Below are 25,012 nucleotides of genomic sequence, written 5' to 3'. Positions count from 1 at the left end.
TTTATTTATACAGCAACACTGCCTTTTATTGCAGGATGTGGATCGTAATCTACGAGTGTGAAATCATTAAAATCAAAATCAAAAATGTTTTTAATCTCCGGATTTAAAATCATTTTTGGTAATGGTTTTGGTTCGCGTGTTAATTGCAATTCTAATTGTTCAAAATGATTATTGTAAATATGTGCATCGCCAAAAGTATGAATAAATTCGCCTGGCTCTAAATCGCAAACTTGTGCAATCATCAGGGTTAACAGAGCATAAGAAGCAATATTAAAAGGAACTCCTAAAAATATATCAGCACTTCTTTGGTACAACTGGCAGGATAATTTTCCTTTGGTTTCTCCTTTTTCTAAATCTGGAGTTGCAACATAAAATTGAAAAAAAGCATGACATGGAGGTAAAGCGGCTTTGTTATTAGCGACATTTTCCTCAAAAGATTTTTTAGTATCCGGCAATACCGAAGGATTCCATGCAGAAACCAGCATTCTCCTGCTGTTGGGATTTGTTTTTAATTCGGTAATTAATTCCGAGATCTGGTCAATTTCTTCGCTGTTCCAGTTTCTCCATTGATGTCCGTAAACAGGTCCCAGATCACCATTAGAATCGGCCCATTCGTCCCATATTTTTACTCCGTTTTCCTGTAGGTATTTTACGTTGGTATCACCTTTTAAAAACCAAAGCAGTTCGTAAATGATAGATTTTAAATGTAATTTTTTGGTGGTAACCATTGGGAAACCTTCACTTAAATCAAAACGCATTTGGTAACCAAAAACACTTTTTGTCCCGGTACCTGTACGATCTCCTTTTTGACAGCCGTTTTCTAAAACGTGTTTTACTAAATCTAAGTATTGTTTCATGTTTTTTGTATAATCAATCGTTTAATCGCGTATTTGTTTAATTGAATTAATGAATAAAGGGTTAAACGATTAACATTTAAAATTTATCTTCGAGAGATTTCGTCTCTGATTTTTGCGGCCTTTTCATAATCTTCCTGAGAAACTGCCTGATCCAGCAATTCGTTTAGTTCCTGCAAAGAATGTTTTGCATAAACTTCACCAGATTGATTTGTTTCTTCTTCATGTCCAAAAGTTTCAGGATTAGAAAGCACATCATCAATTTCCTGCGAACCCTGATCAGAATCTGAAGTGTTTGATTTTAAATAAATACCAGCCTTATCTAAAATATTTTTATAGGTAAAAATTGGTGCGTTGAAACGTAATGCTAAAGCAATAGCATCAGAAGTTCTGGCATCAATAATTTCTTCGATTTTGTCTCTCTCGCAGATTAAACTGGAGTAAAAAACGCCGTCAACAAGTTTGTGAATAATTACTTGTTTGACTACGATATCAAATCGTTCTGCGAAATTTTTAAATAAATCGTGTGTTAACGGACGAGGAGGTTTTATTTCTTTTTCTAAGGCAATAGCTATCGATTGGGCTTCAAAAGCACCAATCACAATAGGTAATTTTCTTTCACCGTCGACTTCATTCAAAATTAATGCATATGCACCATTTTGCGTCTGACTGTATGAAATTCCTTTTATAGATAATTTTACTAGACTCATATATGTTTGTAAAAAAGGCACTTAACGCCTGATTTTATTGCTTTTTTTGATTATAAAATAAAAGTGCAATTTTAATCAAAAAATATGGAACAAAAAAGCTGCCTATAAACAAAGATACAATATCTTGTTTTTAGGCAGCAATATTTTTTAAGAGAATTTTAAATTAAGAATGCTGTGCTTTAAAAGCTTTTAATTTCTCAGTTAACTTAGGTACAATTTCAAAAGCATCACCAACAATTCCGTAATCAGCTACTTTAAAGAAAGGTGCTTCAGGATCATTATTAATTACCACTTTTACTTTTGATGAGTTGATACCGGCAATGTGCTGGATAGCTCCCGAAATACCAACGGCGATATATAAATTGGTCGCAACAGGTTTTCCTGTTTGTCCAACGTGCTCACTGTGAGGTCTCCATCCTAAATCAGAAACTGGTTTAGAACATGCAGTAGCAGCGCCTAAAACAGAGGCAAGATCTTCAATTATTCCCCAGTTTTCAGGACCTTTTAATCCGCGTCCGCCAGAAACTACGATATCTGCATCAGCAATAGAAACTTTTCCGGTAACTTTTTCAACAGAGTCTACTTTTACTCCAAAATCATTGTCTCCAATTGTTGGATTAAAATCTTCTTCAGAAGCAGATCCTGCGTTTTCAAAAATTCCGTAAGAGTTTTTAGCCAGACCAAGAACCTTTACATCTGTATCGATTTGTGTAATGTTGAAAGCTTTATTTGAAAAAGCATTTCTTTTTACCTGAAAAGGAGAAGTGCTGATAGGTAATCCTACAACATTTGAAGCAAAACCAGCATTTAAAGCTACTGCAACTAATGATGAAAGATAAATACTATCTGTTGTTGAAGAAAGTAAAACTACTTTTGTTCCTTCTTTTTCAGCAGCTTGTTTGATTACATCGGCGTAAGCCTTAGCAGTAAATCCGGCTAATTTATCATTGTTTACTTTTAAAACTTTATCAACTCCGTATTTAGATAATTCGCTTACATCGCTAATGTTTACTGTTAAAGCGGTAACAGTTGTTCCTAAACTTTCGGCTACTTTTTTTGCATAAGAAGCTAATTCGAAAGCTACTTTTTTAAATTTTCCTTCTGCAGATTCTGCATATATTAATAATGACATAATTTTTTGTTTAGAAGTTTAAAGTTTCAGGTTTCAAGTTCGAAAAACTGAAAACTGCGACTGAATACTGATTACTAGATTACTTTCGCTTCGTTGTGTAATAAATTGATTAACTCATCTAAATTATCTGCAGAAACTAGTTTTACAGCTGATTTTGGAGCTGGTTTTTCAAATTTTACAGCTTTTGTATTTACAGGAGCATCAACCGGCTCAAGAATAGTTAATGCTTTAGTTCTTGCAGTCATGATTCCTCTCATGTTTGGAATACGCAGATCTTTTTCTTCAACAAGACCTTTTTGACCTCCAATAATTAATGGAAGAGTAGTACTTACAGTTTCTTTTCCACCGTCGATTTCGCGAACTGCTTTTACATTATTTCCGTCGACTGTTAAAGAAGTACAGGAATTTAAGAAGTTAGAACCTAAAATACCAGCGATCATTCCAGGAACCATTCCTCCATTATAATCAAGAGATTCTTTTCCTGCAATTACAAGATCGTATCCTCCGTTTTTAATTACTTCTGCCAATTGTTTTGCAACAAAAAAACCATCAGTTGGATTCGCATTTACACGAATAGCTTCGTTTGCGCCAATTGCTAATGCTTTACGTAATGTTGGTTCAGTATCTGGGCCTCCAACGTTTACAACTGTTACATTTGCTCCTTGCTGCTCCTGAAACCAGATTGCACGTGTAAGACCGAATTCGTCGTTAGGGTTAATTACATATTGTACGCCATTGGTGTCAAACTGTGAGTCACCGTTGGTGAAGTTAATTTTTGAAGTAGTATCAGGCACATGGCTGATGCAAACTAATATTTTCATAAGTATATAATTTGAATTTATAATATGCTTTTACAAATTTAGAATTTAATTTGGAATAATTATACTATGCATGCATAATATTTTTTAAAACTATTACGATTTCGAAGAATGTATGGTTTTGAATGGATTTCATCGGAATCTAAAAATAAAAATGCACTCATTTAGCTTCATTGTTAGGAATTTTGCAATGTTTAATGCTTAAACAACGGTTAAAGTTTTGATGTGCCAATACTAATTTTTTAATCTTTACGTTTTTATGGAAGAATTTCAGGAGAAACAAGAATTAACAAATACATTAAAGTTTGTATTAAAAATAGTTTTAAACGGATTAAGTGTCCTTTTTACTCCATTATATCGATTTCGTAAACCGCACAATGAAGTTTAAAAAGTTAAATGCAAAATCCAGAAGGAACTTCATGCGATTTTAAATTCAATTTTTGCTTTTAAGTTATTTAAAATATTTATTTTTGCTCTTCAGAAAATTCAACATACAATAAAAAATATGAGAACAATACAATTTAGAGAGGCCATTTGTGAAGCGATGAGCGAAGAAATGCGTCACGATGAATCCATATATTTAATGGGAGAAGAGGTTGCAGAATACAATGGAGCATACAAAGCTTCAAAAGGAATGCTTGCTGAGTTTGGTGAAAAAAGAGTAATTGATACTCCAATTGCTGAACTTGGTTTTACAGGAATTGCGGTAGGTTCTGCAATGAATGGCAACCGTCCTATTGTTGAGTATATGACATTCAACTTCTGTTTAGTAGGTATTGATCAAATTATAAATAATGCTGCTAAAATGCGTCAAATGACTGGAGGACAGTTTAATGTGCCTATCGTTTTCCGCGGACCAACTGCTTCTGCAGGTCAATTAGGAGCAACTCACTCACAAGCTTTAGAAAACTGGTTTGCAAATACTCCGGGTCTTAAAGTTGTTGTGCCTTCAACTCCGTATGATGCAAAAGGACTTTTAAAATCTGCGATTCGCGATAACGATCCTGTGATTTTCATGGAATCTGAGCAAATGTATGGTGATAAAGGAGAAGTGCCAGACGGAGAATATACAATTCCATTAGGAGTTGCAGATATTAAACGTGAAGGAAAAGATGTTACAATTGTTTCTTTCGGAAAAATTATCAAAGAAGCTTTTATCGCTGCTGATGAATTAGCGAAAGAAGGAATTTCTTGTGAAATCATCGACTTAAGAACAGTTCGTCCTATGGACAAAGAGGCTATTCTTAAATCTGTTAAAAAAACAAATCGTTTAGTAATTCTTGAAGAAGCATGGCCTTTTGCAAGTGTTTCTTCTGAAATCACTTATATTGTGCAGGAACAAGCATTCGATTTCCTTGATGCTCCAATTCAGCGTATTACAACTGCAGATACTCCTGCACCTTATTCTCCGGTTTTATTAAAAGACTGGCTGCCAAATGCAGGTGATGTAGTAAAAGCAGTTAAAAAAGTGTTATACAAATAATACATATTTAAAATACTCACAAAACTTCATCATTCATAGTTAATTGATGAAGTTTTTTTTTGCCCAGACAATGAAAAGAATAATTTTACTCAGCCTATTTTTTGTATTCGCATTTGCGGCTATTGCTACTGCACAAACGAAAGTGAGTGGAATTGTTTTAGACAAGTCTAACCAGCCTATCCCTTTTGCAAATGTTGTTTTTAAGGGCTCAAATACCGGGATCGTTTCTAATGAAGATGGGCGCTTTTATCTGGAATCTCCAAATACGTATACTGCTTTATTAGTAAGTTCTGCCGGATTTTCAGATAAAGAAGTTCCTTTGGAAAAATCAGTCAATTACGATTTTAAAATTGTTTTGAGTGAACCTCAGGCATTAAATGAAGTTGTAATTTATACTGGAAAAACATCCAAAAAGAATAATCCTGCTCTTGATATTTTGAGAAAAATCTGGGAAAGAAAACGTAAAAACGGACTTTACCAATTCAATCAGTATCAAATGCAGAAGTACGAAAAAGTCGAGTTCGATATGAACACGATCGATAGTGCTTTTATGAAAAACAAACTTTTTAAAGGAATGGAGTTTGTCTTTAGTCATGTTGATACTTCAGATGTTACCGGAAAAACGTACCTGCCAATTTTCATCAACGAATCAGTTTATGATGTTTATGGCGATAATAAATTAAAGAAAGTAAAAGAAAATCTTACCGGAAATAAAATGTCTGGTTTTAATGGAAACCAGCAGATTTTATCATTCGTAAAAGATCTTTATTCTGACTATAATATTTACGACAACCACCTTAAATTTTTTGATAAAAGTTTTACAAGTCCGCTTTCAAGAACTGGAATTGATGTATACAATTATGTTCTAAAAGACAGCGCTTACATTGACAAAAAGTGGTGTTTTAATATTGTTTTTTATCCTAGGCGTAAAAACGAATTAACTTTTAAAGGAGATTTCTGGGTAAACGACAGTACTTTTGCAATCAAAAAAATCAATATGGGCGTTACCAAAAGCGCCAATATTAACTGGGTAAAAGATATCTATATCGAACAGGAATTTGAAGTTGAAAACGATTCTGTTTTCCTCTTAACCCGTGATTATATGATGTCTGATTTTGCTTTGAATAAAAAAGAAAAATCAAAAGGTGTTTATGGAAAAAGAACGACTTTATATCGAAACCATAAGTTTAATATTCAAAAACCGGAAAAATTCTATAAAGAAGAAGTCAATTTCATAGATAATGCGGTCTATGAACGACCGCCGGAATTTTGGGAAGAAAATCGTTTTGAGAAATTAAATAAAGACGAAGCAGGAATTTATAAAATGCTTGATACGCTCCAGACCGTCAAGCGATTTAAGCAGATTTACAATCTCGTCTCGATTTTGGGAAGCGGCTATGTTGAGTTTAAAAACTTTGATTACGGGCCGATTTTCTCCACATTTGGGTATAATGAAGTTGAAGGTTTGCGATTAAGAGTTGGAGGAAGAACGTATTTTGGTCCAAACGATCCGTGGCGTATACAAGCTTATACAGCTTATGGATTCGATGACAGTAAATTCAAATACGGTGTTTCTGGAAAATGGATGGTAGACAAGAAAAAACGTGTTATTATTTCTGGAGGAAACAGGCGCGATATCGAACAGATTGGTGCGAGTTTAACCACAACAAATGATATTTTAGGACGAAGTTTTGCGTCTTCAGCCTTGTTTACAACGGGAAGCAACGGAAAATTAACCAACATCAATCTGAGTAATATTTCTGTCGAAATGGAGCCTAAGAAGAACTTTGTAGTTCAGGCAGGACTTTCTTATCGAACATTAGAATCGGCATCTAAAACATTTAGTTTAGATTATTACACAACTTTACCAACTGCAGCAAATCCTGCCGGAGTTGTAAAAAGTGATGTAAAACAATCAGAGGCCAATATTCAGTTTGAATATATGCCAAATCGTAAAACTATTGGTTATGGTGTTGAAAGAGATTTAGTTGATAGTCCTTTTAGTCATTTCTTTGTTAATTTTAGTTATGGTTTAAAAGGTGTTCTTGACAGTGATTTTGCTTACGAAAAAATTCAGGTTTTTTACAAACAGCCTATTATTATTGGGCCTTTAGGAAGATCCAACATTATTTTAGAAACAGGAAAAACATTTGGTACAATTCCGTTAGGATTAATGAGTGTAATTCCGGGTAACCAAACTTATTTTACAATCGAAAATACGTTTAGTAACCTTAATTTCTACGAATTTGTAACAGATCAATATACGACACTGCAGTGGAATCATGATTTTGGAGGAAGATTATTCGCGAGGGTTCCATTTATGAGAAAGCTGAATTGGAGAGAATTTGTTGGGGTCAGGGCAGTTCATGGAACAATTTCTGATGCCAATCGCGCTATTAATGCTTCTGGATTGCCGTATAATGCACCAGAAAAAGTATATTATGAATATCATGCCGGAATTGGAAATATCTTTAAAGTATTCCGTATTGATTTTTCTTGGAGAGGAAATTATTTGGATATGCCAGATGCCCATAAATTTGCTATAAAAGGATCATTTGGATTCTATTTTTAGGTTCAAAGAGACAAATAACAAAGTCGCAAAGGTTTATTTCTTTGCGGCTTTTTTGTTAAATTGAATTTCCTCAACACAATATTTCTCCTTCGTCGAAATGACAAGATTAAGGAAAATGATTAGGTGATTAGAATTAATAATTTTATTTATTTTTGAGAAAACTAAAACTCAAATCATGCAGGAAGCCATTGATTTTCTTTCAGCTAAAAATCCCATATTTCTCGAAATAATCGAAAAATACGGGCTTCCGCCAATTCCAAAGCGGCCGCAGGGTTTCGAAACGCTGGTTTTGCTAATTCTCGAACAGCAAGTTTCTATTGATTCGGCGAAAGCCACATTTTTAAAAATAAAAGCCTTTGTAACCTGTGATCCGGAAAATATGGCTGTTTTATCTGATGAAGAATTCAGGCGTTTAGGAGTGAGCCGCCAAAAGACAAAATACATCAAAATTTTAGCAGAAGCGATTTTGAATAAAGAATTAGATCTTGAAAGTTTGGCTTCGAAACCGGCAAAGCAGGTTCGGGAGGAATTAATCAAATTAAAAGGAATTGGAAACTGGACAATTGACATCTATCTGATGTTTTGTCTGCAGGAACCGGATTTAATTCCATTAGGCGATATTGCAGTCATAAATACAATTAAAGAATTACTGAATATTCATGACAAACAGGAAATGGAAATCCATGCACAGCAATGGAGTCCGTACCGATCTTACGCTACATATTTGCTCTGGCATTATTACCTAAATAAGCGAAATAGGAAAATCACATATTAACTGTCTGTTATATAAAAGAAAAGTATATTAATTAATGTGCAAATACACAGATTAATGTACTTTTTTCATTGTAAAAAAGGATTGTTTGAGTTACTTTTGCAATCGAAATTATAGATATAATAAAAAACGAAATGACCGCAGACAAATTAACGACTTTCGATGTATTAATCGAAATACCAAGAGGAAGCAGAAATAAATATGAGTACGATTTTGAAATCAAAAGAATGCGTTTTGACAGAATGTTATTCTCTTCAATGATGTACCCTGCAGATTACGGATTTATTCCTGAAACTTTAGCCCTTGACGGCGACCCTCTAGATGTATTGGTTTTAGTAAACGAACCAACTTTTCCAGGATGTGTTATGGAAGTAAAACCAATTGGTGTTTTCCACATGGCAGACGATAAAGGACCAGATGAAAAAATTATTTGTGTACCAGTTTCAGACCCAATCTGGAATTCATTAAACGATCTTTCAGATATTAACCCTCACTTAGTAAAAGAAATCGAACATTTCTTCCAGGTTTACAAAGACCTTGAAAACAAAAAAGTAGATGTTGAAGGATGGGGAGACGTAAACGAAGCTTATGCAATTATTGCCGAGTGTACAAAGCGTTTTGATGACATTGAAAATAAACCGGCTGGATTATTTAGTATTAAATAATTTTAACCTTATTCTATTATAAAAAAAGCAATACTGCCGTCAGGAGTATTGCTTTTTTGTTTAAATTCGTTCAGTTAGATTGTTGACTATTAACCAAAACCACTAATAATTATGAATGCATTTATGATTTACCTGCCAATTGTCATGGCAGTTTTAGGATTACTTTTCATGGGAATAAAAAGGACCTGGGTTTTAAAACAAGACGCCGGAGACGGTAAAATGAAAGAGATTTCAGATTACATCTACGAAGGAGCCTTAGCCTTCTTAAAAGCCGAATATAAACTATTAACCATCTTTGTTATTATTGCAAGTTTAGCTTTGGCAGGAATTACTTTTATTCCGGGTGTAAAAACACATTTATTAATCGTAATTGCATTTATATTTGGCGCATTATTTTCAGCTTATGCAGGTAATATAGGTATGAAAATCGCAACCAAAACAAACGTTAGAACAACACAGGCTGCGCGTACAAGTTTACCGCAGGCATTAAAAGTTTCTTTTGGAGGCGGAACCGTAATGGGTTTAGGAGTTGCCGGTTTAGCAGTTCTTGGATTAACTGCCTTTTTCATAATTTTCTTTAATTTATTTTCTGACGGAGTCTGGAAAGATACTGAAACAATGACGGTTGTTTTAGAAACGCTGGCTGGATTTTCACTGGGAGCAGAATCTATTGCGTTGTTTGCCAGAGTTGGAGGCGGAATTTACACAAAAGCAGCAGACGTTGGTGCTGACTTAGTGGGTAAAGTAGAAGCCGGAATCCCGGAAGATGATCCGCGTAATCCTGCTACAATTGCAGATAACGTTGGGGACAATGTTGGAGATGTTGCCGGTATGGGTGCTGATTTATTTGGATCTTATGTCGCAACTGTTTTAGCTGCAATGGTTCTGGGAAATTATGTTATAAAAGATATGGGCGGAAGTATCAACGATGCTTTTGGCGGAATTGGTCCAATTTTACTTCCAATGGCCATTGCTGGTTTCGGAATTCTGTTTTCTATTATCGGGACGACTTTAGTGAAAATTACAGATGATAATGCAAAAGAAGCACAGGTACAAAAAGCTTTAAATATAGGAAACTGGGTTTCTATTGTTTTAACTGCCATTGCTTGTTTCTTTTTGGTACAGCATATGCTGCCGGAAACAATGCAGATGACTTTCTTTGGTGAAGGATCTAAAGCAATATCCTCAATGCGTGTGTTCTACGCCACCTTAGTAGGATTAGTTGTTGGAGGCGCTATTTCATCAGTAACAGAATATTATACAGGATTAGGAACAAAACCTGTTATGGCAATTGTTCAGAAATCATCTACAGGAGCAGGAACAAACGTTATTGCAGGATTAGCAACGGGAATGATTTCGACTTTCCCAACCGTATTATTATTTGCTGTGGCAATCTGGATTTCCTATGCTTTAGCAGGATTTTACGGCGTAGCGCTTGCAGCTTCAGCAATGATGGCAACAACTGCAATGCAGTTGGCAATTGACGCATTTGGACCAATTTCTGACAATGCCGGAGGAATTGCAGAAATGAGCGAATTGCCAAAAGAAGTTCGAACAAGAACCGATATTCTGGATTCAGTAGGAAATACAACTGCAGCAACCGGAAAAGGATTTGCAATTGCATCTGCAGCTTTAACTTCATTAGCTTTATTTGCAGCTTATGTAACCTTTACAGGAATTGACGGAATCAATATTTTTAAAGCACCAGTTTTGGCGATGTTATTTGTTGGTGGAATGATTCCGGTGGTTTTCTCTGCTTTAGCGATGAATTCTGTTGGAAAAGCCGCAATGGATATGGTGTATGAAGTTCGCCGCCAGTTTAAAGAAATTCCGGGAATTATGGAAGGAACCGGAAAACCGGAATATGGAAAATGCGTGGAAATTTCTACAAAGGCCGCTTTGCGCGAAATGATGCTTCCGGGAATTTTAACGATTGGTTTCCCGATCGCAATTGTACTTTTAGGAAAATTAGTTTACTCAGATAACAACCAGCTAATTGCTGAAATGTTAGGCGGATATATGGCAGGAGTTACAGTTTCCGGAGTTCTTTGGGCAGTTTTCCAAAACAATGCCGGAGGAGCTTGGGATAATGCTAAAAAATCTTTTGAAGCCGGAGTTATGATCAATGGCGAAATGACATATAAAGGTTCTGATGCGCATAAAGCAGCTGTAACCGGAGATACTGTTGGAGATCCGTTTAAAGATACATCCGGACCATCAATGAACATCCTGATTAAATTAACCTGTTTAATCGGATTGGTAATTGCGCCAATTTTAGGAGAAGGGCATTCTGAATCCAACATTGCAGGAAATGCTTCTTGTTGTGCAAAAACAGAAATGCATGCAGGAATGTCGAAATGCGGTAATATGTCTGGAATGACAAAAGAAGAATGTATTAAAATGTGTAAGGAAAAAGGCTGTTCTACAGAAGAAACCGCCAGATGTTTAGCTCATTTTGATGCAAATGGAAAATATACGGATGCTGGTTACGAAAGAAAATCTGTAAATGTTGAAGTTAAAAACATCAACGGAAAAACGACCGGAACAGTTACCAAAACAGAAAATGGTAAAACAACCACAGAAGTTTATGAAGGAACTGAAGAAGAAGTTTTGGCAAAAGTTGAAGCTGCAAAATAATAACTTCAATAAAGTTGCTTAAAACTAAAAAAGCAGAAATAATTTATAAAAATTGTCTTCTCAAATAATGTATGTTAAAGCCTTTAGAGTAATCTAAAGGCTTTATATTTTTAAAAATGGATATAATTCAAATTGTTTATTTTATCCAATTCTTCCCAATCCACTATTTAACGCCATTACAAATGCAAAAAAAAGAACAAAAGAAATACAGATTAAAAACGCAATAATTAAATTAATTAGCGCAGTTATCTTTACTTTTTTAATGTTTGTTTTTTTTCCTAAATAAAATATGTAACACTGAATAAGGAAATAAATAAAAGTTGGTGTCCAAAAAAACATTTGGAACAATTTATTAGTAAAGAAGTCATTACTATAAATTGCAAATGGAAAAAATACTAATAAAAGAAATGAAGTAAAACCAATTAAAAAAATTCTTGTCCTAGTTATTATGATCATTATTTTTTTACAAAAATAATAAAAAAAATAACCAGAATTTTCTTTATTTAGTATTCGCTTCATTTTTCGTTAGCTGGACTTTGTAATCTTAAAAATGTCTGTTTTATTATGCTCCAAACAATGAATTTCTAAAGAGGATCCAACAGATACATCTGAAAAAATAAAGGGAGGCTGATTGTCAATAATTGAGATTGCCCAATTATCAATTTTTCTGTATTCTGTCGTTATAATATATCGAATGCCTTTTGTAGTGGTTCTTTTTTCTACATTTAGAATTCTTGTTGTGATTACTAATTTATTTTTTTCTGCAAGATTTTTATATGATCTTTTGTAAAAAGGTAATACATATTTAAAAAATAATAAGACAATTATGATCGCAAATAGTAAAGCGAAAAAAGACATTCCATCATATTCAGAATTCAAAAACTTGTTGCTGACATTAAAAAAAATAAAAAATACCGCATATAATAAAGGGAGCATAAAAAATACACCAATAAATAAACGAAATTTGAATATTTTTTTTAATAGTTTTTGTTCTTCTTCAGATAAAGGATAAGTTATAATTGTCATTAATTTTAAAATTAAGCCACAACAAATGTAGTTTTTTATTTACAAAAAAAAACTTGTTTTTTTAAACTATATAGTTTTAAAAAAATGCCTCTAAAATCTTTTAGAGGCATTTTTATTTTATAATTGAATGTTTTACAAATTTGTTTTACAAAAAAAATTAAATCTTTTCAATTTTAATAATATCAGTTTTGTTATCATTCAAAAAATGAATTCTTATTGGCATTCCTTTATAGATATCCTTAAAAGAGAATGCTGTAGGTTCAAGAACAATAATTCGGGTAGTATCAATTTTGATATTGTTTTCTAATGTAATAAAATATCCTGGAAGCCGTACAGATTTATTAAATTTAAAATCTATTATAAAAGTCGATGCTACATATTTATTTTTTGCTTTTATGTTTTTATAAGAATATATGTAACCAGGAATAACATATTTAAAGATTAAAAAAAATACAGAAATTAAGAGTAGGGAACCAAATAACTGTAATTCATCAAAATTATGAAATGAAAAATCGCTAATATATTCGTAGACGAGAAAACTAAAAAGAGGTAAAAGTAATATTCCTGCAATAATTCGTGTTAAGAATATTTTTTTTAAAATTCTTTTTTCATTTTTAGATAAAGGATAAGAAACAATTGTCATTGTGTAATAAATGAATTTCAAATATAGTAATTTTCTTATATAAAATTTAACGATATAAAACAATTGTAAAAAAACATTTAGAAAAGAAAAAAGCCTCTAAAAATTTTAGAAGCTTTTTTATATTAGTATAAATTTGTGAAATCTGCGTTTTAAAATAAACCGTTCAATTCAGCATCAATTCTATTAATGATATTTCCTAAATCTTCCGGATTATCAACAAAATTAATATTGTCAACATCAATAATTAATAGTTTTCCTTTTGTATATGTTTGAATCCAGGCTTCATATCTTTCGTTCAGACGGCTTAAATAATCTATAGAAATTGAATTTTCGTATTCGCGTCCGCGTTTGTGAATCTGACCCACTAAATTGGGAATAGAACTTCTTAAATAAATCAATAAATCAGGTGCTTTAACCAAAGATTCCATTAATTCAAACAAAGAAGTGTAGTTTTCAAAATCACGGCTTGTCATTAATCCCATAGCGTATAAATTGGGAGCAAAGATATGGGCGTCTTCATAAATCGTTCTGTCCTGAATGATTTTTTTACCGCTTTCGCGAATTTGCAAAACCTGACGAAAACGACTGTTCAGGAAATAAATTTGTAAGTTAAACGACCAGCGCTCCATTTGATGGTAAAAATCGTCTAAGTACGGATTATCGACCACATCTTCATAATGAGGTTCCCATTTAAAATGTTTCGCTAATAATTTAGTTAATGTTGTTTTTCCTGCGCCTATATTTCCTGCTATTGCTATGTGCATTACGGTGTTACAATTTTATAATTTACAATTTCTTTCTTTGTAAAAATAGATAAAATTTGGTCTTTGTAATAGAATTTGTCAAACGTTTTTTCTAAAACTTCAATTTCATAAATTGTGTTGGTATTTTCTCTCAAATACAATGAGTTAGCTTTACTGAAAATCAATTTTTCAGGCGAAATTATTTCAATTTTATCAAAATCAGGAACATTTCCCAAACTGGAAATTTTTCCGAAAATATCACACGAAAACCAATTGTTTTTTTTATCAATCCAATAAAAAGTATTAAAGTCGGTTTGGTAATATTTTATGCTTTCGGTGAATGGAATAGAAACCGTTTTATACTCATTTTTTAAATAATCAAAAAGACCTATTTGCTGATTCAGCGTATTAAAAATCCAAAGCTGATTTTGAGTTGACATTCCAATTGCACTGACAACGATAGGAATCGTATTTTGTGAAAAATTAATTTCGGTCATTTTATTCAATTGATTATCCAATAAAATAACGTTGTTAAAATCTTCATAGAATAAAACAATTTTAAGCGGATTCTGAATATCAACTTTGGTAATATTTCCTAAAGAAACATTTTTGTATTCAAAGATTTCGCTTCCTTTAATTTTACTAAAAACATTGTTTTTTATCTGATAAGAATATCCAAAAGAGTCATAACCAATAAACTCGTCGGTATCAGTTTTAAATTTTGAAACCGCCGAAGGATTTATTGTTTGGTTCTGTCCAAAAAATGTCGAAAACGAACACGCAATAAAAAGCATTAATAAAGTTTGGCGTATTGTTTTACTCATAACGTTATATTTCAATAAGCCAAAATACAAAAACTGCATTAAAGAATATCTTAAAATTAGAGTTTTGACAGATTTTTAGGTTTAAATCTTGTAAATTACAATAGTCTTACAAAGAAGCGATTTTGTCGATACCATTTTGGCATTGATATATTTAACTTTCAGGATTTTAAAATTAGTAATAAATTTGAATGTAAGTTTAACTTGACTTAACCACTTTTAAATAAAAACAAATGAAAAAACTATCATATTTATTTTTTATTCTTGCTTTTGGCCAGATTCAGGCACAAAAAGATTTTCAGGGAATGGCTGTTTATGAATCGAAAACACAAGCTCCAAAATTTGATGGAATAAGAGCCGGAAACAGAGATATTACGCCGGAAATGCAGAAAAATATTGAAGAACGCATGAAACAAATCCTGGAGAAAACTTTCATATTAAATTTTGATAAAACAGCTTCAATTTATAAAGAAGAAGAAAAACTCGAAGCCCCTGGACAGCAGGCAGGAGGAATGCGAATCATGATGAATTCATTTATGGGCGGCGGCGGAACTTTTTATAAGGATGTAAAAAGTAAAACCTATACTGTTGATAAAGAATTTATGGGAAAAGAATTTTTGGTTGTTGATTCTCTCCCAAAATTGAACTGGAAACTGGAACAGGAAACCAAGCAAATTGGCGGATATAATTGTTTTAAAGCAACGGCAGTAAAAGAAGCCAGCAAAACCGATTTTAGAAATTTCAGGCCAAAAAACAACGACGATAAAAAGGATGAGACCAAAAAGACATCCGGAGATACCAAAACCAATTTTGAAGATAATTTTGAAATACCAAAAGAAATTGTAGTTACGGCATGGTATACACCAGAAATTCCGATCAATCAGGGGCCGGAAAACTATTGGGGATTACCGGGATTAATTTTAGAAGTAAATGATGGGAAAACCGTGATTTTGTGTTCTAAAATTGTGTTGAATGCCAAAGAAAAAACCGAGATAAAACCATCTAAAAAAGGGAAAGTAATTTCTCAAAAAGAATACGACGCAACGGTAATTAAAAAAATGGAAGAATTTAGAGAAATGAACCGAGGTCGTGCCGGAGGACCGCCGCCAATGGGAAGATAATATTTAAATTTTAAATCCAAATTCAAAGTTCAAATTCCAAACTTCCAATATTCTTATAATGAATAAGATACTTTTTTTATCTGCCTTACTTTTTGCATCTGTTTCTTTTTCGCAAAGTCTTCGTTTTGATGGATTTATTCAGGATGAGCAGAAAAATCCTCTGGAGATGGCTAATATTATGGCGGTCAATAATACAACTAAAGCCATGGATTCTTACGGAATTACAAATGATAAAGGAAAATTTCAATTGACTTTAAAATCCAATACCTCTTACACCATTAAAGTGAGTTATCTTGGAATGAAATCTAAAGAAATTGCCGTTGTAACCAAAGCAGAAAACATAACTCAGAATATTGTTCTCGATGGCGCAGGAATTGAACTGGAAGATGTTGAAATTGTCCGCGAAATGCCGGTTTCTATAAAAGGAGATACAATAGTTTATAACGCAGATTCTTTTAAATCAGGAACTGAAAAGAAGCTGGAAGATGTGCTTAAAAAACTTCCGGGAGTAGAGGTAAATGCCGATGGTGAAATTGAGGTTGAAGGAAAAAAAGTAAGCAAATTGATGGTAGAAGGGAAGGATTTTTTTGACGGGGATACCAAACTCGGAGTTAAAAACATTCCCGCTGATGCCATAGATAAAGTTCAGGTTTTAAGAAATTATAATGAAATAAGTGCTCTTAAAGGTCTTGAAAACGATCAGGAAAATGTGGCAATGAATATTAAATTAAAAGAAGGTAAAAAGAACTTTTGGTTTGGAGAGGCAACAGCAGGAATTGGCGTTGCAGAACTGGACAGCCGTTACATTATAAACCCAAAATTATTTTATTACAGCCCGGAATACAGTATAAATTTAATTACCAATTTTAATAATATTGGTGAGCTACCCCTTACGGCACAGGATTATTTTAAGTTTACGGGCGGTTTTAAAAATATGATGAAAAAAGGCGGAAGCTTTTTTAATATTTCTTCAAATGATTTAGGGATTTCGGTTTTAAGAAACAATCGGGCTAAAGAAATTGAAACCAAATTTGGTGCTGCCAATTTTTCTTATTCCCCTACAAAACAATGGAATTTAAGCGGTTTCGGAATTCTTTCGGCTTCAAAAACAGATTTAGAAACCAAATCGCAAACTACAATTTTAGATTCTGGGGATCAGCAGAAAAGAGACGAATTAACGCATCAAAAAAATAATTTAGGATTATTTAAATTAAGTTCGAGTTATAAACCAAATTCGAAATTTCAGTTTGATTATGATGTTTTGACCAAGATTTCCAAACAAGATGAAGATACAGATTTACTGCGCGAATCTGTTGTAAATAATATTTCGGCAGTTGAAACAATTTTAACTGGTAAAAAACAAGATCCAACATCTGTAAACCAAAATTTAAGTTTGTACTATACACAAAGCAGTAAAAATGTTTTTGCTTTTGAAATGCAGCATTTATATCAAGACGAAAATCCGTTTTATAATGCTGATTTACAATCACAGCCATTTAATTTTTCGGGATATATTTCGGGACAAAATCGTAATGATTTAAACCAGAATCGGTTTGTAAAAACCAATAAACTGGATGCAAAATTAGATTACTATTATATGGTTACACCAAAAAGTAATTTCAATATTACTTTGGGAAATACGTATTCGTACCAAAATTTCAATTCTCATATTTTTCAAATTCTGGATAACGGAAATGTAAATGATCTGAATACGGCAGAAAACAATAATGATGTTGATTATAGTTTTGATGATGTTTTTCTGGGCTTTCATTATAAAATTCTGACGGGAAAATTTACATTAACACCAGGTTTTAGTGTGCATTCGTACTCCATGAAAAATGTACAGTCAGGAACAGATTATTCTCAAAGTTTCACCAAAATACTGCCTGATTTCTTTGCTTTATATCAAATTAAAAAGTCAGAAACACTGACGTATAATTTTTCTTTAACAAATGATTTTACAGATATTAATCAGCTTGCAGCGGGTTATGTACTTTCAGATTACAGCAGTTTATTTCGCGGAAACCGTTTCTTAGAAAATGCAACATCGCAGGTACATTCACTTCGATATTTTAAATATAACATGTTTAATTTTGAGAACATTTTTGCTAATGCGTCTTATACTAAAAAAGTGGATGCCATTAAAACAAAGGCAGAATTTACAGGAATTAATCAATCTTCATCTCCTTATAATTCAAATCTGGCAGATGAAACATTTAGCGGATTGGGAAATTACGGACGTTCGTTTTTAAAGAATTATAAAGCCTCTGTAAATGCCAGTTTTAACTGGTCAAAATTCAATAATATTCAAAATAATAAGCTGGCGACTACAGAAAGTTTTGTGCAGAGTTATACCGTCAGGGCTTCAACAAATTATAAAAACTTTCCGAATATTGAATTTGGATACAATGCTTTAATTAATAAATACAGCGGTTCGACTTATTATACAGACAAGCCTTTTGCAAGATTAGATTATTACTTTTTAGACAGCTTTTCTTTTGTTTCAGAATACGAATTCTATCATTATTATAACGGAAATAAAACGGTTGATAACGAATATGATTTTTTAAGCGCCAGTTTAATTTATCAGAAGAAAAACAGCAAATGGGAATATAAAGTATCGGCAACCAATTTATTGAATACAACTTATCTTAACGACGACAGTTTTTCTCAATTCTCAACAAGAGTTTCACAATATACGGTTCAGCCGCGTTACATCATCTTTTCTATGAAATACAATTTATAGTATTTGGATTACTAATATTATGACTTTTTATGATTTGTTTAGGTAAGAATCGAATATCTTTGCGCTATATTATTAACAATTAAAAAAATAATCATGCGCAATTTTATTTGGAGTTTATTACTCTTGTTTGCAGGAATGTTTGTTTCCTTTTCTCAAACAAAAAATATCGAAAAAGGGACTTACTTATCTTCAAACAAAGGTCAAAAAATCAAATTAAATTTATTAGATGATAATAAATACGAATTGGTATTTTATACCGGAGGCTACGAAATTCAGGGAGATTCGCTTGCCTTTATCAATACTGAAAAATCACAAAACAGGTTTGATGTATCTTTTGCAACAGATAAAAAAGCAAAAAAAATTAAAGTTAAATTTTTGGATCCTTCTTACTACTCTTTTTATATAGGAACTCAAAAAGGTTCAGAAACAGTTCAATATCAAAAACTTTCGGATATTAAAACCAAATCAGATCCGGAATGGAAAAAAATAGATTTAGAATTTGAAATTGATAAAGCAGACTTTTTGTATCTGGTTTACGAAGATAATAACGGAAAAAGTAATGTTTGTAAATACGCATTGCCAAAAGACGTTTCTGAAGTAACAATTAATTACGAACTTGCACTTTTGTCTAATTTAAATCTTGTTGGATTTTATGATAAAAAAACAAATGAGCTGAAGATTTCTGAAGCGGGAGGAAAAAATCCGATTGTTTTTATCAATGAAAAAGACGTAAAACCAGAAAAAGTTTCAACAGTTGTCCCGCTGGAAAATGAAACGGTTTCCAATTGGACTTATCCGGGGAAAGAAAGTTACAATTATGATAATACAGCTGTAACAGACAGTGTTGCTGTCGATACAGCTGCTCTGCCGGTTTATTCCAATTATAATTTCAAATTAAAGGTTGAAAATAATTTGAAAAATGCCGTTGCAGCAACGAAAGCAGCAACTAACAATAAATTCTTAGCTGTTTTAGCAGACAGCAAAAATAAAGAAGCCAAAGCAGGTTTTGATGCTTTTATAAAAGATCAGGAAACACAGACAGGATACAATATGTACGATGCTTACAATCCTCAATACGATGTTTTTAATTATTATTTTGCCGGAAGCGATGATAAAAAATGGCTGAAAAACAATAAAATTACCAATGATCCAAGTGTATTTGTTTTAAACGGAAATGGTGATGTATTGGCTGTTGCAAAATCTGATTTGACAGATAAACAATATGAGTTTAGTTATTATGGCGATTTCTACAGAAAACTTTTGCGTACAGATGCTTTAGTTTCTATGGACAAAATATTTAAAAACAAAAAAGCCGCTGATGCAGATTTGATTAAGGCATTTAATAAAGCTGCTTTATTAGAATCATCATACGATTATGAATCATATACCACAACAGATGAAAATTCGACAGAATTTGTATTAACAAAAACTACAGTAGATAAAAAAGAAATTGCTCAGGTTTGGAAAAAATTAATCGAAGCACATCAGAAGGATAAACAAGTCAACATGTATCTTACTGAGACTATTGTAAAAGAAATCAAAAATCAGGGGTTTACCAAGCAGCTATTTAATGAAGAAAGAATCTTAAATGATACAGATTATCTTGCTATTGATTATTTACTAAAACATGCTGACGAAATAGAAAACAACCGTGCAGAGTTTAATAATAAAGAAGGAGAATTACATACTTTAGGAAATGTGATTTCTGAAATTTCTTCTGCATTGCAGCAAAACACTTATGTTACTCAGGAAGGAACTTCGGGTGAAGTAAATAAGGACAAGAACATCTCAGTTTATAAAAAGATCATTGCTTTAGGAAAAGGAAATTTTGAATCGTATAGAAACTATTTTGATTATTTAGGTCAGATAGAAGATAAAGACGGCTCGAACACCAGTTTTTTAAAAGAATTTAATGCCTATTTTGAATCAAATTTAGCGCCGGCTAACGGAAGTCCTATTGAAAAATTAGATGCAATATATTCGACACTGGATGCAGCTTCAAGCTATTCTTATGACGGATGGAATTCTTTTAAACTATATCATGCAGATCTTTGTAATAATGCAGCATGGACTGTAGTATTAAAACCTCAAAATGCTGATTTTATTAAAGATGCAGTAAAGTGGTCTGAATATAGTTTAGTACTGGCTAAAAATAATCCTTATTATTTAGACACGCTGGCACAGTTGTATTATAAAGACGGACAAAAAGAAAAAGCAGTGGCAACTCAGGCTTTGGCCGTTAAATATTTAGATAAAACGGTTGAAGAAGTGACGGCAGGAGAGATAAGAGAAACGTTATCAAAAATGCAAAACGGAACGTATTAAGAACATAAAAATCCGACAGGTTTCTAAGCCTGTCGGGTTTATTATTATAATCAAGAAAGGCTGTCTAAATTTTAGACAGCCTTTTTAGTATGTAAATGTTTCAGATTAAATTACAATCCAAATGCAGCTTTTACCTGGTCAACATAATCAAGTTTTTCCCATGTAAAATAGGGTTTCTTAATTTTAATCTTTGTTCGATAAAGTAAGGACGCATATCAAAGATAGCTTCTACTTTTTCAGCGATTTCCCCAGCAAATTTAAATTTCCCGGGGGTTTTGTTTTTAATTTTTAATTCCAACCATTACTTTGATCTGGTAGTTTTTTGGAATTTTTTTATTGTTTTCGATAGAACCGTTTGCATGTACGTAAGTCAGTAAAACTTTGTATTTTGATGTTTCTACTTTTTGTTTAATTTTTATTTCAGAGTTAGAATTGTCGTCGTCAAACTTTGGTTCTGCACTTATGAAATCGTTAATTTTTAAAGGAATTACATCTCCATTGATGAGTAAATCCTGACCGTAATCTTGTTCTTTTGTTTTAATTACATATTTTTTACTGCCAATAACAAAAGCATTTTTAGACTCGAACGGATTGTTTTTGTATATATTGATAATAAAATCATAACCATGAATATCAATTATAGCACTTTCGTTGTTTTCATACGAATAATAATAAAATGAATCTCTTATGTTGTCTTTTCGATCATATTCTGATCGACATTTAAAGCCAAGCGCTTCCATAATTTGAGAATAACCTGACTCCTTATCTTTTTTATAAAGAGCATCTAATTTCTTGTCTGCATACGGAAGCATGATTTCAAAACCATAATTTGAATACAATAAATATACAATACTGCTTAACTCTTGTTCTTGTTCAAAAGTCAGTTTTTTGCCTTCAGATTCTTTAAGGTAATTTTCGAAACGAGATAATTGACTGTGTTTAGAAACAGAATCGGCACTCTGTGGTCCTACAATTGAAAATAAACCTGCAAGACACATACTTATAGGAATAAATTTTATTTTAGGATTTTTATTAAGTAAAAAATAGAAAATAACTACAGATAGCCAAACCGATAATAATAAAACATAATAACGAAGAAGCGTAAACCCGTAAAGATTAATTCGGTATAAAATGGCCCAGTATAATAATACTAACAACGGAATCAGTAAGAAATAAAACCATCGGTTAAAAGTCCGCATCCATAAATTACCGCTTTCGTTTGCAATAGGATGTACCAATAAAAATGAAAGAATTCCAATAATGGCAAAGGCCAGAACAAGATAAGAAACCCACCCAAAAGGAAGTGAAAGCGTAAACACAATTTTTGCTTCATAACAAATTAAAATCACCAGATAAATACTAATAAGTGGCAGTAAAACAAACTGTGTAAAATTCTTAAGTCCTTTTGGATATTTTAATACAAGCGGAACTTCTTTACTATTAGTTTCGGGAACACCGCTTAAAAAGAAAATGGTATTAAAAAGTCCGACAATTGTTACAAATAAATATCCATAAATTTTACTATCAAATTCGACTTTAAACAATTTATCAATGGCTAATATGGCTAATGATAAACCGCCATAGAGAACAAAACTGTATAATCCGGCGGTTAATATTCGTAAAAACAACTGTTTGTTAAATTCCCAAAATTCTTCCTGATTGTATGTTCTTGGCAGAAAACCGGCAAACGAAACTAATAAATGCAAAGATAAGTTGAGAACAAAAAACTGCTGCATTTCTATTTCAGAAACTCTTTCGTGAAAGCTAAAGACAAAAGCAGTTAACAAACCTCCAAAAGCTAAACTAACTAAATAACGAAGAATATTATTTTTGTGTTTAGCTCTAAAAAAGAGCGAAACAGATACAAACCAAACAAGACATAATGAACTGCTCATTATTGCTTTTGAGTAAAAGTATTCAGATTGCGAATTATTTTCATTAATGAGCAAAATAGAGAATATAGTCCCGCAAATTGCTGTAAGGGTTTCTAATGGAAATCTGAAAATCGTTTTTTTAGTGGTGCTAAGTACTTTTTGTAATGAAGGAAGTCTGCTCATTTTAGTAAGTTATTTTGTACAAAGAAAAGAGAATACAATCAAATAAACAAGTAAAAAATCCCGAACTCTAAACAAATAGAATTCGGGATATTTATGAAGTAAGATTAAAAGAAATTTAGCTCTAAAGCTTAAAAATTAATAATCGTTTGAATTTATTATAATCCAAATGCAGCTTTTACCTGGTCAACAAAATCAAGTTTTTCCCATGTAAATAATTCAACAGTAACTGTTTTTTCGTTTCCGCCTGGAGCAGAGAAAGTTTTAGTAACCGTTTCTGGTTTACGTCCCATGTGTCCGTAAGCAGCAGTTTCGCTGTAAATAGGGTTTCTTAATTTTAATCTTTGTTCGATAAAGTAAGGACGCATATCAAAGATAGCTTCTACTTTTTTAGCGATTTCACCGTTAGTTAAGTTTACTTTAGAAGTTCCGTAAGTTTCAATGAAAATACCCATTGGTTCAGCAACTCCAATTGCGTAAGAAACCTGAACTAAGATTTCGTCAGCAACACCGGCAGCTACCAGGTTTTTAGCAATATGACGTGTAGCATAAGCAGCACTTCTGTCCACTTTACTTGGATCTTTTCCTGAGAATGCACCACCACCGTGAGCACCTTTTCCTCCGTAAGTATCTACGATAATTTTTCTTCCTGTTAAACCAGTATCTCCGTGAGGTCCTCCAATAACGAATTTTCCTGTTGGGTTAATATGGTAGTTGATTTTATCGTTAAATAAATGAGCATGCTCTGGATTTTTAGCGATAATTCTGGGAATTAAAATTTCGATAATATCTTTTTTGATTTTAGAAAGCATAGCAGCTTCTTCATCAAAATCATCGTGCTGTGTAGAAATTACAATAGCATCAATACGAGTTGGTTTGTTATCGTCGCTGTATTCTAAAGTTACCTGAGATTTAGCATCAGGACGTAAATAAGTGATTTCCTTGTTTTCACGTCTTAAAATAGCTAACTCTTGTAATAATTTATGAGATAAATCAAGCGCCAATGGCATGAAGTTTTCTGTTTCGTTTGTAGCGTAACCAAACATCATTCCTTGATCTCCAGCACCTTGCTCTTCTGGCTTAGCTCTGTCAACACCCTGATTAATGTCTGCAGACTGCTCGTGAATTGCTGAAAGTATTCCACAAGAGTTTGCTTCAAACATATATTCACTTTTAGTATATCCAATTTTACGGATTACCTCACGTGCAATTTGCTGTACATCAAGATAAGTATTCGATTTTACTTCACCTGCTAAAATAACCTGACCAGTTGTAACAAGCGTTTCGCAAGCCACTTTTGAGTCAGCGTCAAATGCCAGAAAGTTATCAATTAAAGCATCCGAAATTTGATCTGCAACTTTGTCTGGATGCCCTTCACTAACAGATTCTGACGTAAATAAATAAGCCATAATAATTTATTAAATTAACATTAAGCGAGAAAAAGTAATTGCCTGAAAGTGCTAAAGGAGAGTTTCTGCTTTAGCATTTTTTACTACCAAAATCTGTGTTTCGGCATTCATAACGAACCGTTTCATTATGAAGAGGTTGCAATCAGTTCAAATTTTTCCTCTGTATTCGCGTGCAAAGGTATAAAACCATTTTGATTTGCAAATTAAAGTTCAACTTTTTTTATTTTTTACAGCAGAAATTTAACAGTAATATACTAGTTTGATAGGATAATAGAAAATATTTTGATTTTTGTTTGGCTGATTAAAAAATAGTTCGCAAATTTGCTTCGTTAAAATAACAAAACAAATGAAATTTACAATTTGCAATATGATGTCTTGTAAGATGCCGGAATTATCCGCAGAGACTCTATTGTAGTTTTTTTTCAACAACATATATAGAACCTCTGCAGACCGCAGAGGTTTTTTTTGTTTGTAATATAAA

17 protein-coding genes and 1 pseudogene are annotated in these 25,012 nt (G+C 32.5%); 8 read left to right on the top strand and 10 right to left on the bottom strand.

All coding sequences use genetic code 11. The features are described 5' to 3' along the window. Positions 1 to 5: 5 nt before the first annotated feature. The 4 genes from ASE21_RS04640 to ASE21_RS04625 form a co-directional block, all read right to left on the bottom strand. The gene (locus ASE21_RS04640) at positions 6 to 857 is read right to left on the bottom strand and encodes a thymidylate synthase (protein WP_057121412.1); all 852 of its coding nucleotides are present in this window, start codon (positions 855 to 857) and stop codon (positions 6 to 8) included. A gap of 83 nt (positions 858 to 940) precedes the next feature. Continuing rightward, a complete protein-coding gene (locus ASE21_RS04635) occupies positions 941 to 1,564 on the bottom strand; it encodes a bifunctional nuclease family protein (protein ID WP_057121411.1) in 624 nt (207 codons plus the stop codon). Positions 1,565 to 1,727: 163 nt separating this feature from the next. Further along, positions 1,728 to 2,696 carry an electron transfer flavoprotein subunit alpha/FixB family protein gene (locus tag ASE21_RS04630; RefSeq protein ID WP_057121410.1) on the bottom strand — a complete coding sequence of 323 codons (969 nt, stop codon included), beginning with the start codon at positions 2,694 to 2,696 and terminating at the stop codon, positions 1,728 to 1,730. 74 nt (positions 2,697 to 2,770) lie between these two features. Continuing rightward, positions 2,771 to 3,517, bottom strand: coding sequence for an electron transfer flavoprotein subunit beta/FixA family protein (locus ASE21_RS04625; protein ID WP_057121409.1), 747 nt, complete (start codon positions 3,515 to 3,517; stop codon positions 2,771 to 2,773). 502 nt (positions 3,518 to 4,019) lie between these two features. Between ASE21_RS04625 and ASE21_RS04620 the strand changes: the two genes are divergently transcribed. From ASE21_RS04620 to ASE21_RS04600, 5 genes are all read left to right on the top strand, one after another. Then, positions 4,020 to 4,997 (top strand): pyruvate dehydrogenase complex E1 component subunit beta, encoded by a 978-nt coding sequence (locus ASE21_RS04620; protein WP_057121408.1) that lies wholly within the window; start codon positions 4,020 to 4,022, stop codon positions 4,995 to 4,997. A 70-nt stretch (positions 4,998 to 5,067) separates the two neighbouring features. Further along, positions 5,068 to 7,569 carry a DUF5686 and carboxypeptidase-like regulatory domain-containing protein gene (locus ASE21_RS04615; protein WP_057122329.1) on the top strand — a complete coding sequence of 834 codons (2,502 nt, stop codon included), beginning with the start codon at positions 5,068 to 5,070 and terminating at the stop codon, positions 7,567 to 7,569. Positions 7,570 to 7,744: 175 nt separating this feature from the next. After that, positions 7,745 to 8,344, top strand: coding sequence for a DNA-3-methyladenine glycosylase family protein (locus ASE21_RS04610; RefSeq protein ID WP_057121407.1), 600 nt, complete (start codon positions 7,745 to 7,747; stop codon positions 8,342 to 8,344). 131 nt (positions 8,345 to 8,475) lie between these two features. Next, positions 8,476 to 9,006 (top strand): inorganic diphosphatase, encoded by a 531-nt coding sequence (locus ASE21_RS04605; protein WP_057121406.1) that lies wholly within the window; start codon positions 8,476 to 8,478, stop codon positions 9,004 to 9,006. 111 nt (positions 9,007 to 9,117) lie between these two features. Further along, a complete protein-coding gene (locus ASE21_RS04600) occupies positions 9,118 to 11,643 on the top strand; it encodes a sodium-translocating pyrophosphatase (RefSeq protein ID WP_057121405.1) in 2,526 nt (841 codons plus the stop codon). 1,183 nt (positions 11,644 to 12,826) lie between these two features. On the opposite strand, the gene ASE21_RS04585 is transcribed toward ASE21_RS04600, so the two are convergent. The 3 genes from ASE21_RS04585 to ASE21_RS04575 all read right to left on the bottom strand — a co-directional run bounded on the left by ASE21_RS04585 (position 12,827) and on the right by ASE21_RS04575 (position 14,879). Continuing rightward, a complete protein-coding gene (locus ASE21_RS04585) occupies positions 12,827 to 13,333 on the bottom strand; it encodes a hypothetical protein (RefSeq protein ID WP_128414657.1) in 507 nt (168 codons plus the stop codon). 128 nt (positions 13,334 to 13,461) lie between these two features. After that, positions 13,462 to 14,076: a deoxynucleoside kinase gene (locus ASE21_RS04580; RefSeq protein WP_053470079.1), complete on the bottom strand. Its 615-nt coding sequence runs from the start codon at positions 14,074 to 14,076 to the stop codon at positions 13,462 to 13,464. Then, on the bottom strand, positions 14,076 to 14,879 hold the full coding sequence (locus tag ASE21_RS04575; protein WP_057121401.1) for a hypothetical protein: 804 nt from the start codon (positions 14,877 to 14,879) through the stop codon (positions 14,076 to 14,078). The genes ASE21_RS04580 and ASE21_RS04575 overlap by 1 nt, the downstream gene beginning before the upstream one ends. Before the next feature lie 230 nt (positions 14,880 to 15,109). On the opposite strand from ASE21_RS04575, the gene ASE21_RS04570 reads away from it, so the two are divergent. The 3 genes from ASE21_RS04570 to ASE21_RS04560 all read left to right on the top strand — a co-directional run bounded on the left by ASE21_RS04570 (position 15,110) and on the right by ASE21_RS04560 (position 21,068). Next, positions 15,110 to 15,997 (top strand): GLPGLI family protein, encoded by an 888-nt coding sequence (locus ASE21_RS04570; RefSeq protein WP_057121400.1) that lies wholly within the window; start codon positions 15,110 to 15,112, stop codon positions 15,995 to 15,997. Positions 15,998 to 16,055: 58 nt separating this feature from the next. Next, positions 16,056 to 18,743, top strand: a complete 2,688-nt coding sequence (locus ASE21_RS04565) for a carboxypeptidase-like regulatory domain-containing protein (RefSeq protein ID WP_057121399.1) — start codon at positions 16,056 to 16,058, stop codon at positions 18,741 to 18,743. 93 nt (positions 18,744 to 18,836) lie between these two features. Further along, positions 18,837 to 21,068, top strand: a complete 2,232-nt coding sequence (locus ASE21_RS04560) for a hypothetical protein (protein ID WP_057121398.1) — start codon at positions 18,837 to 18,839, stop codon at positions 21,066 to 21,068. A 110-nt stretch (positions 21,069 to 21,178) separates the two neighbouring features. Here ASE21_RS04560 and ASE21_RS21715 read toward each other — a convergent pair. From ASE21_RS21715 to metK, 3 genes and pseudogenes are all read right to left on the bottom strand, one after another. Further along, a pseudogene (locus ASE21_RS21715) lies at positions 21,179 to 21,318 on the bottom strand (methionine adenosyltransferase); the annotation flags it as partial. 31 nt (positions 21,319 to 21,349) lie between these two features. Beyond that, the gene (locus tag ASE21_RS04555) at positions 21,350 to 23,125 is read right to left on the bottom strand and encodes a DUF4153 domain-containing protein (RefSeq protein ID WP_057121397.1); all 1,776 of its coding nucleotides are present in this window, start codon (positions 23,123 to 23,125) and stop codon (positions 21,350 to 21,352) included. Positions 23,126 to 23,280: 155 nt separating this feature from the next. Continuing rightward, positions 23,281 to 24,531: a methionine adenosyltransferase gene (metK, locus tag ASE21_RS04550; protein WP_057121395.1), complete on the bottom strand. Its 1,251-nt coding sequence runs from the start codon at positions 24,529 to 24,531 to the stop codon at positions 23,281 to 23,283. Positions 24,532 to 25,012 lie beyond the last annotated feature (481 nt).

Source organism: Flavobacterium sp. Root901, from assembly GCF_001429765.1.
In the GTDB taxonomy this organism is placed as follows: domain Bacteria; phylum Bacteroidota; class Bacteroidia; order Flavobacteriales; family Flavobacteriaceae; genus Flavobacterium.
Note: the sequence above shows the minus strand (reverse complement) of the source record. Positions and strands in the feature narration are given on the sequence as shown.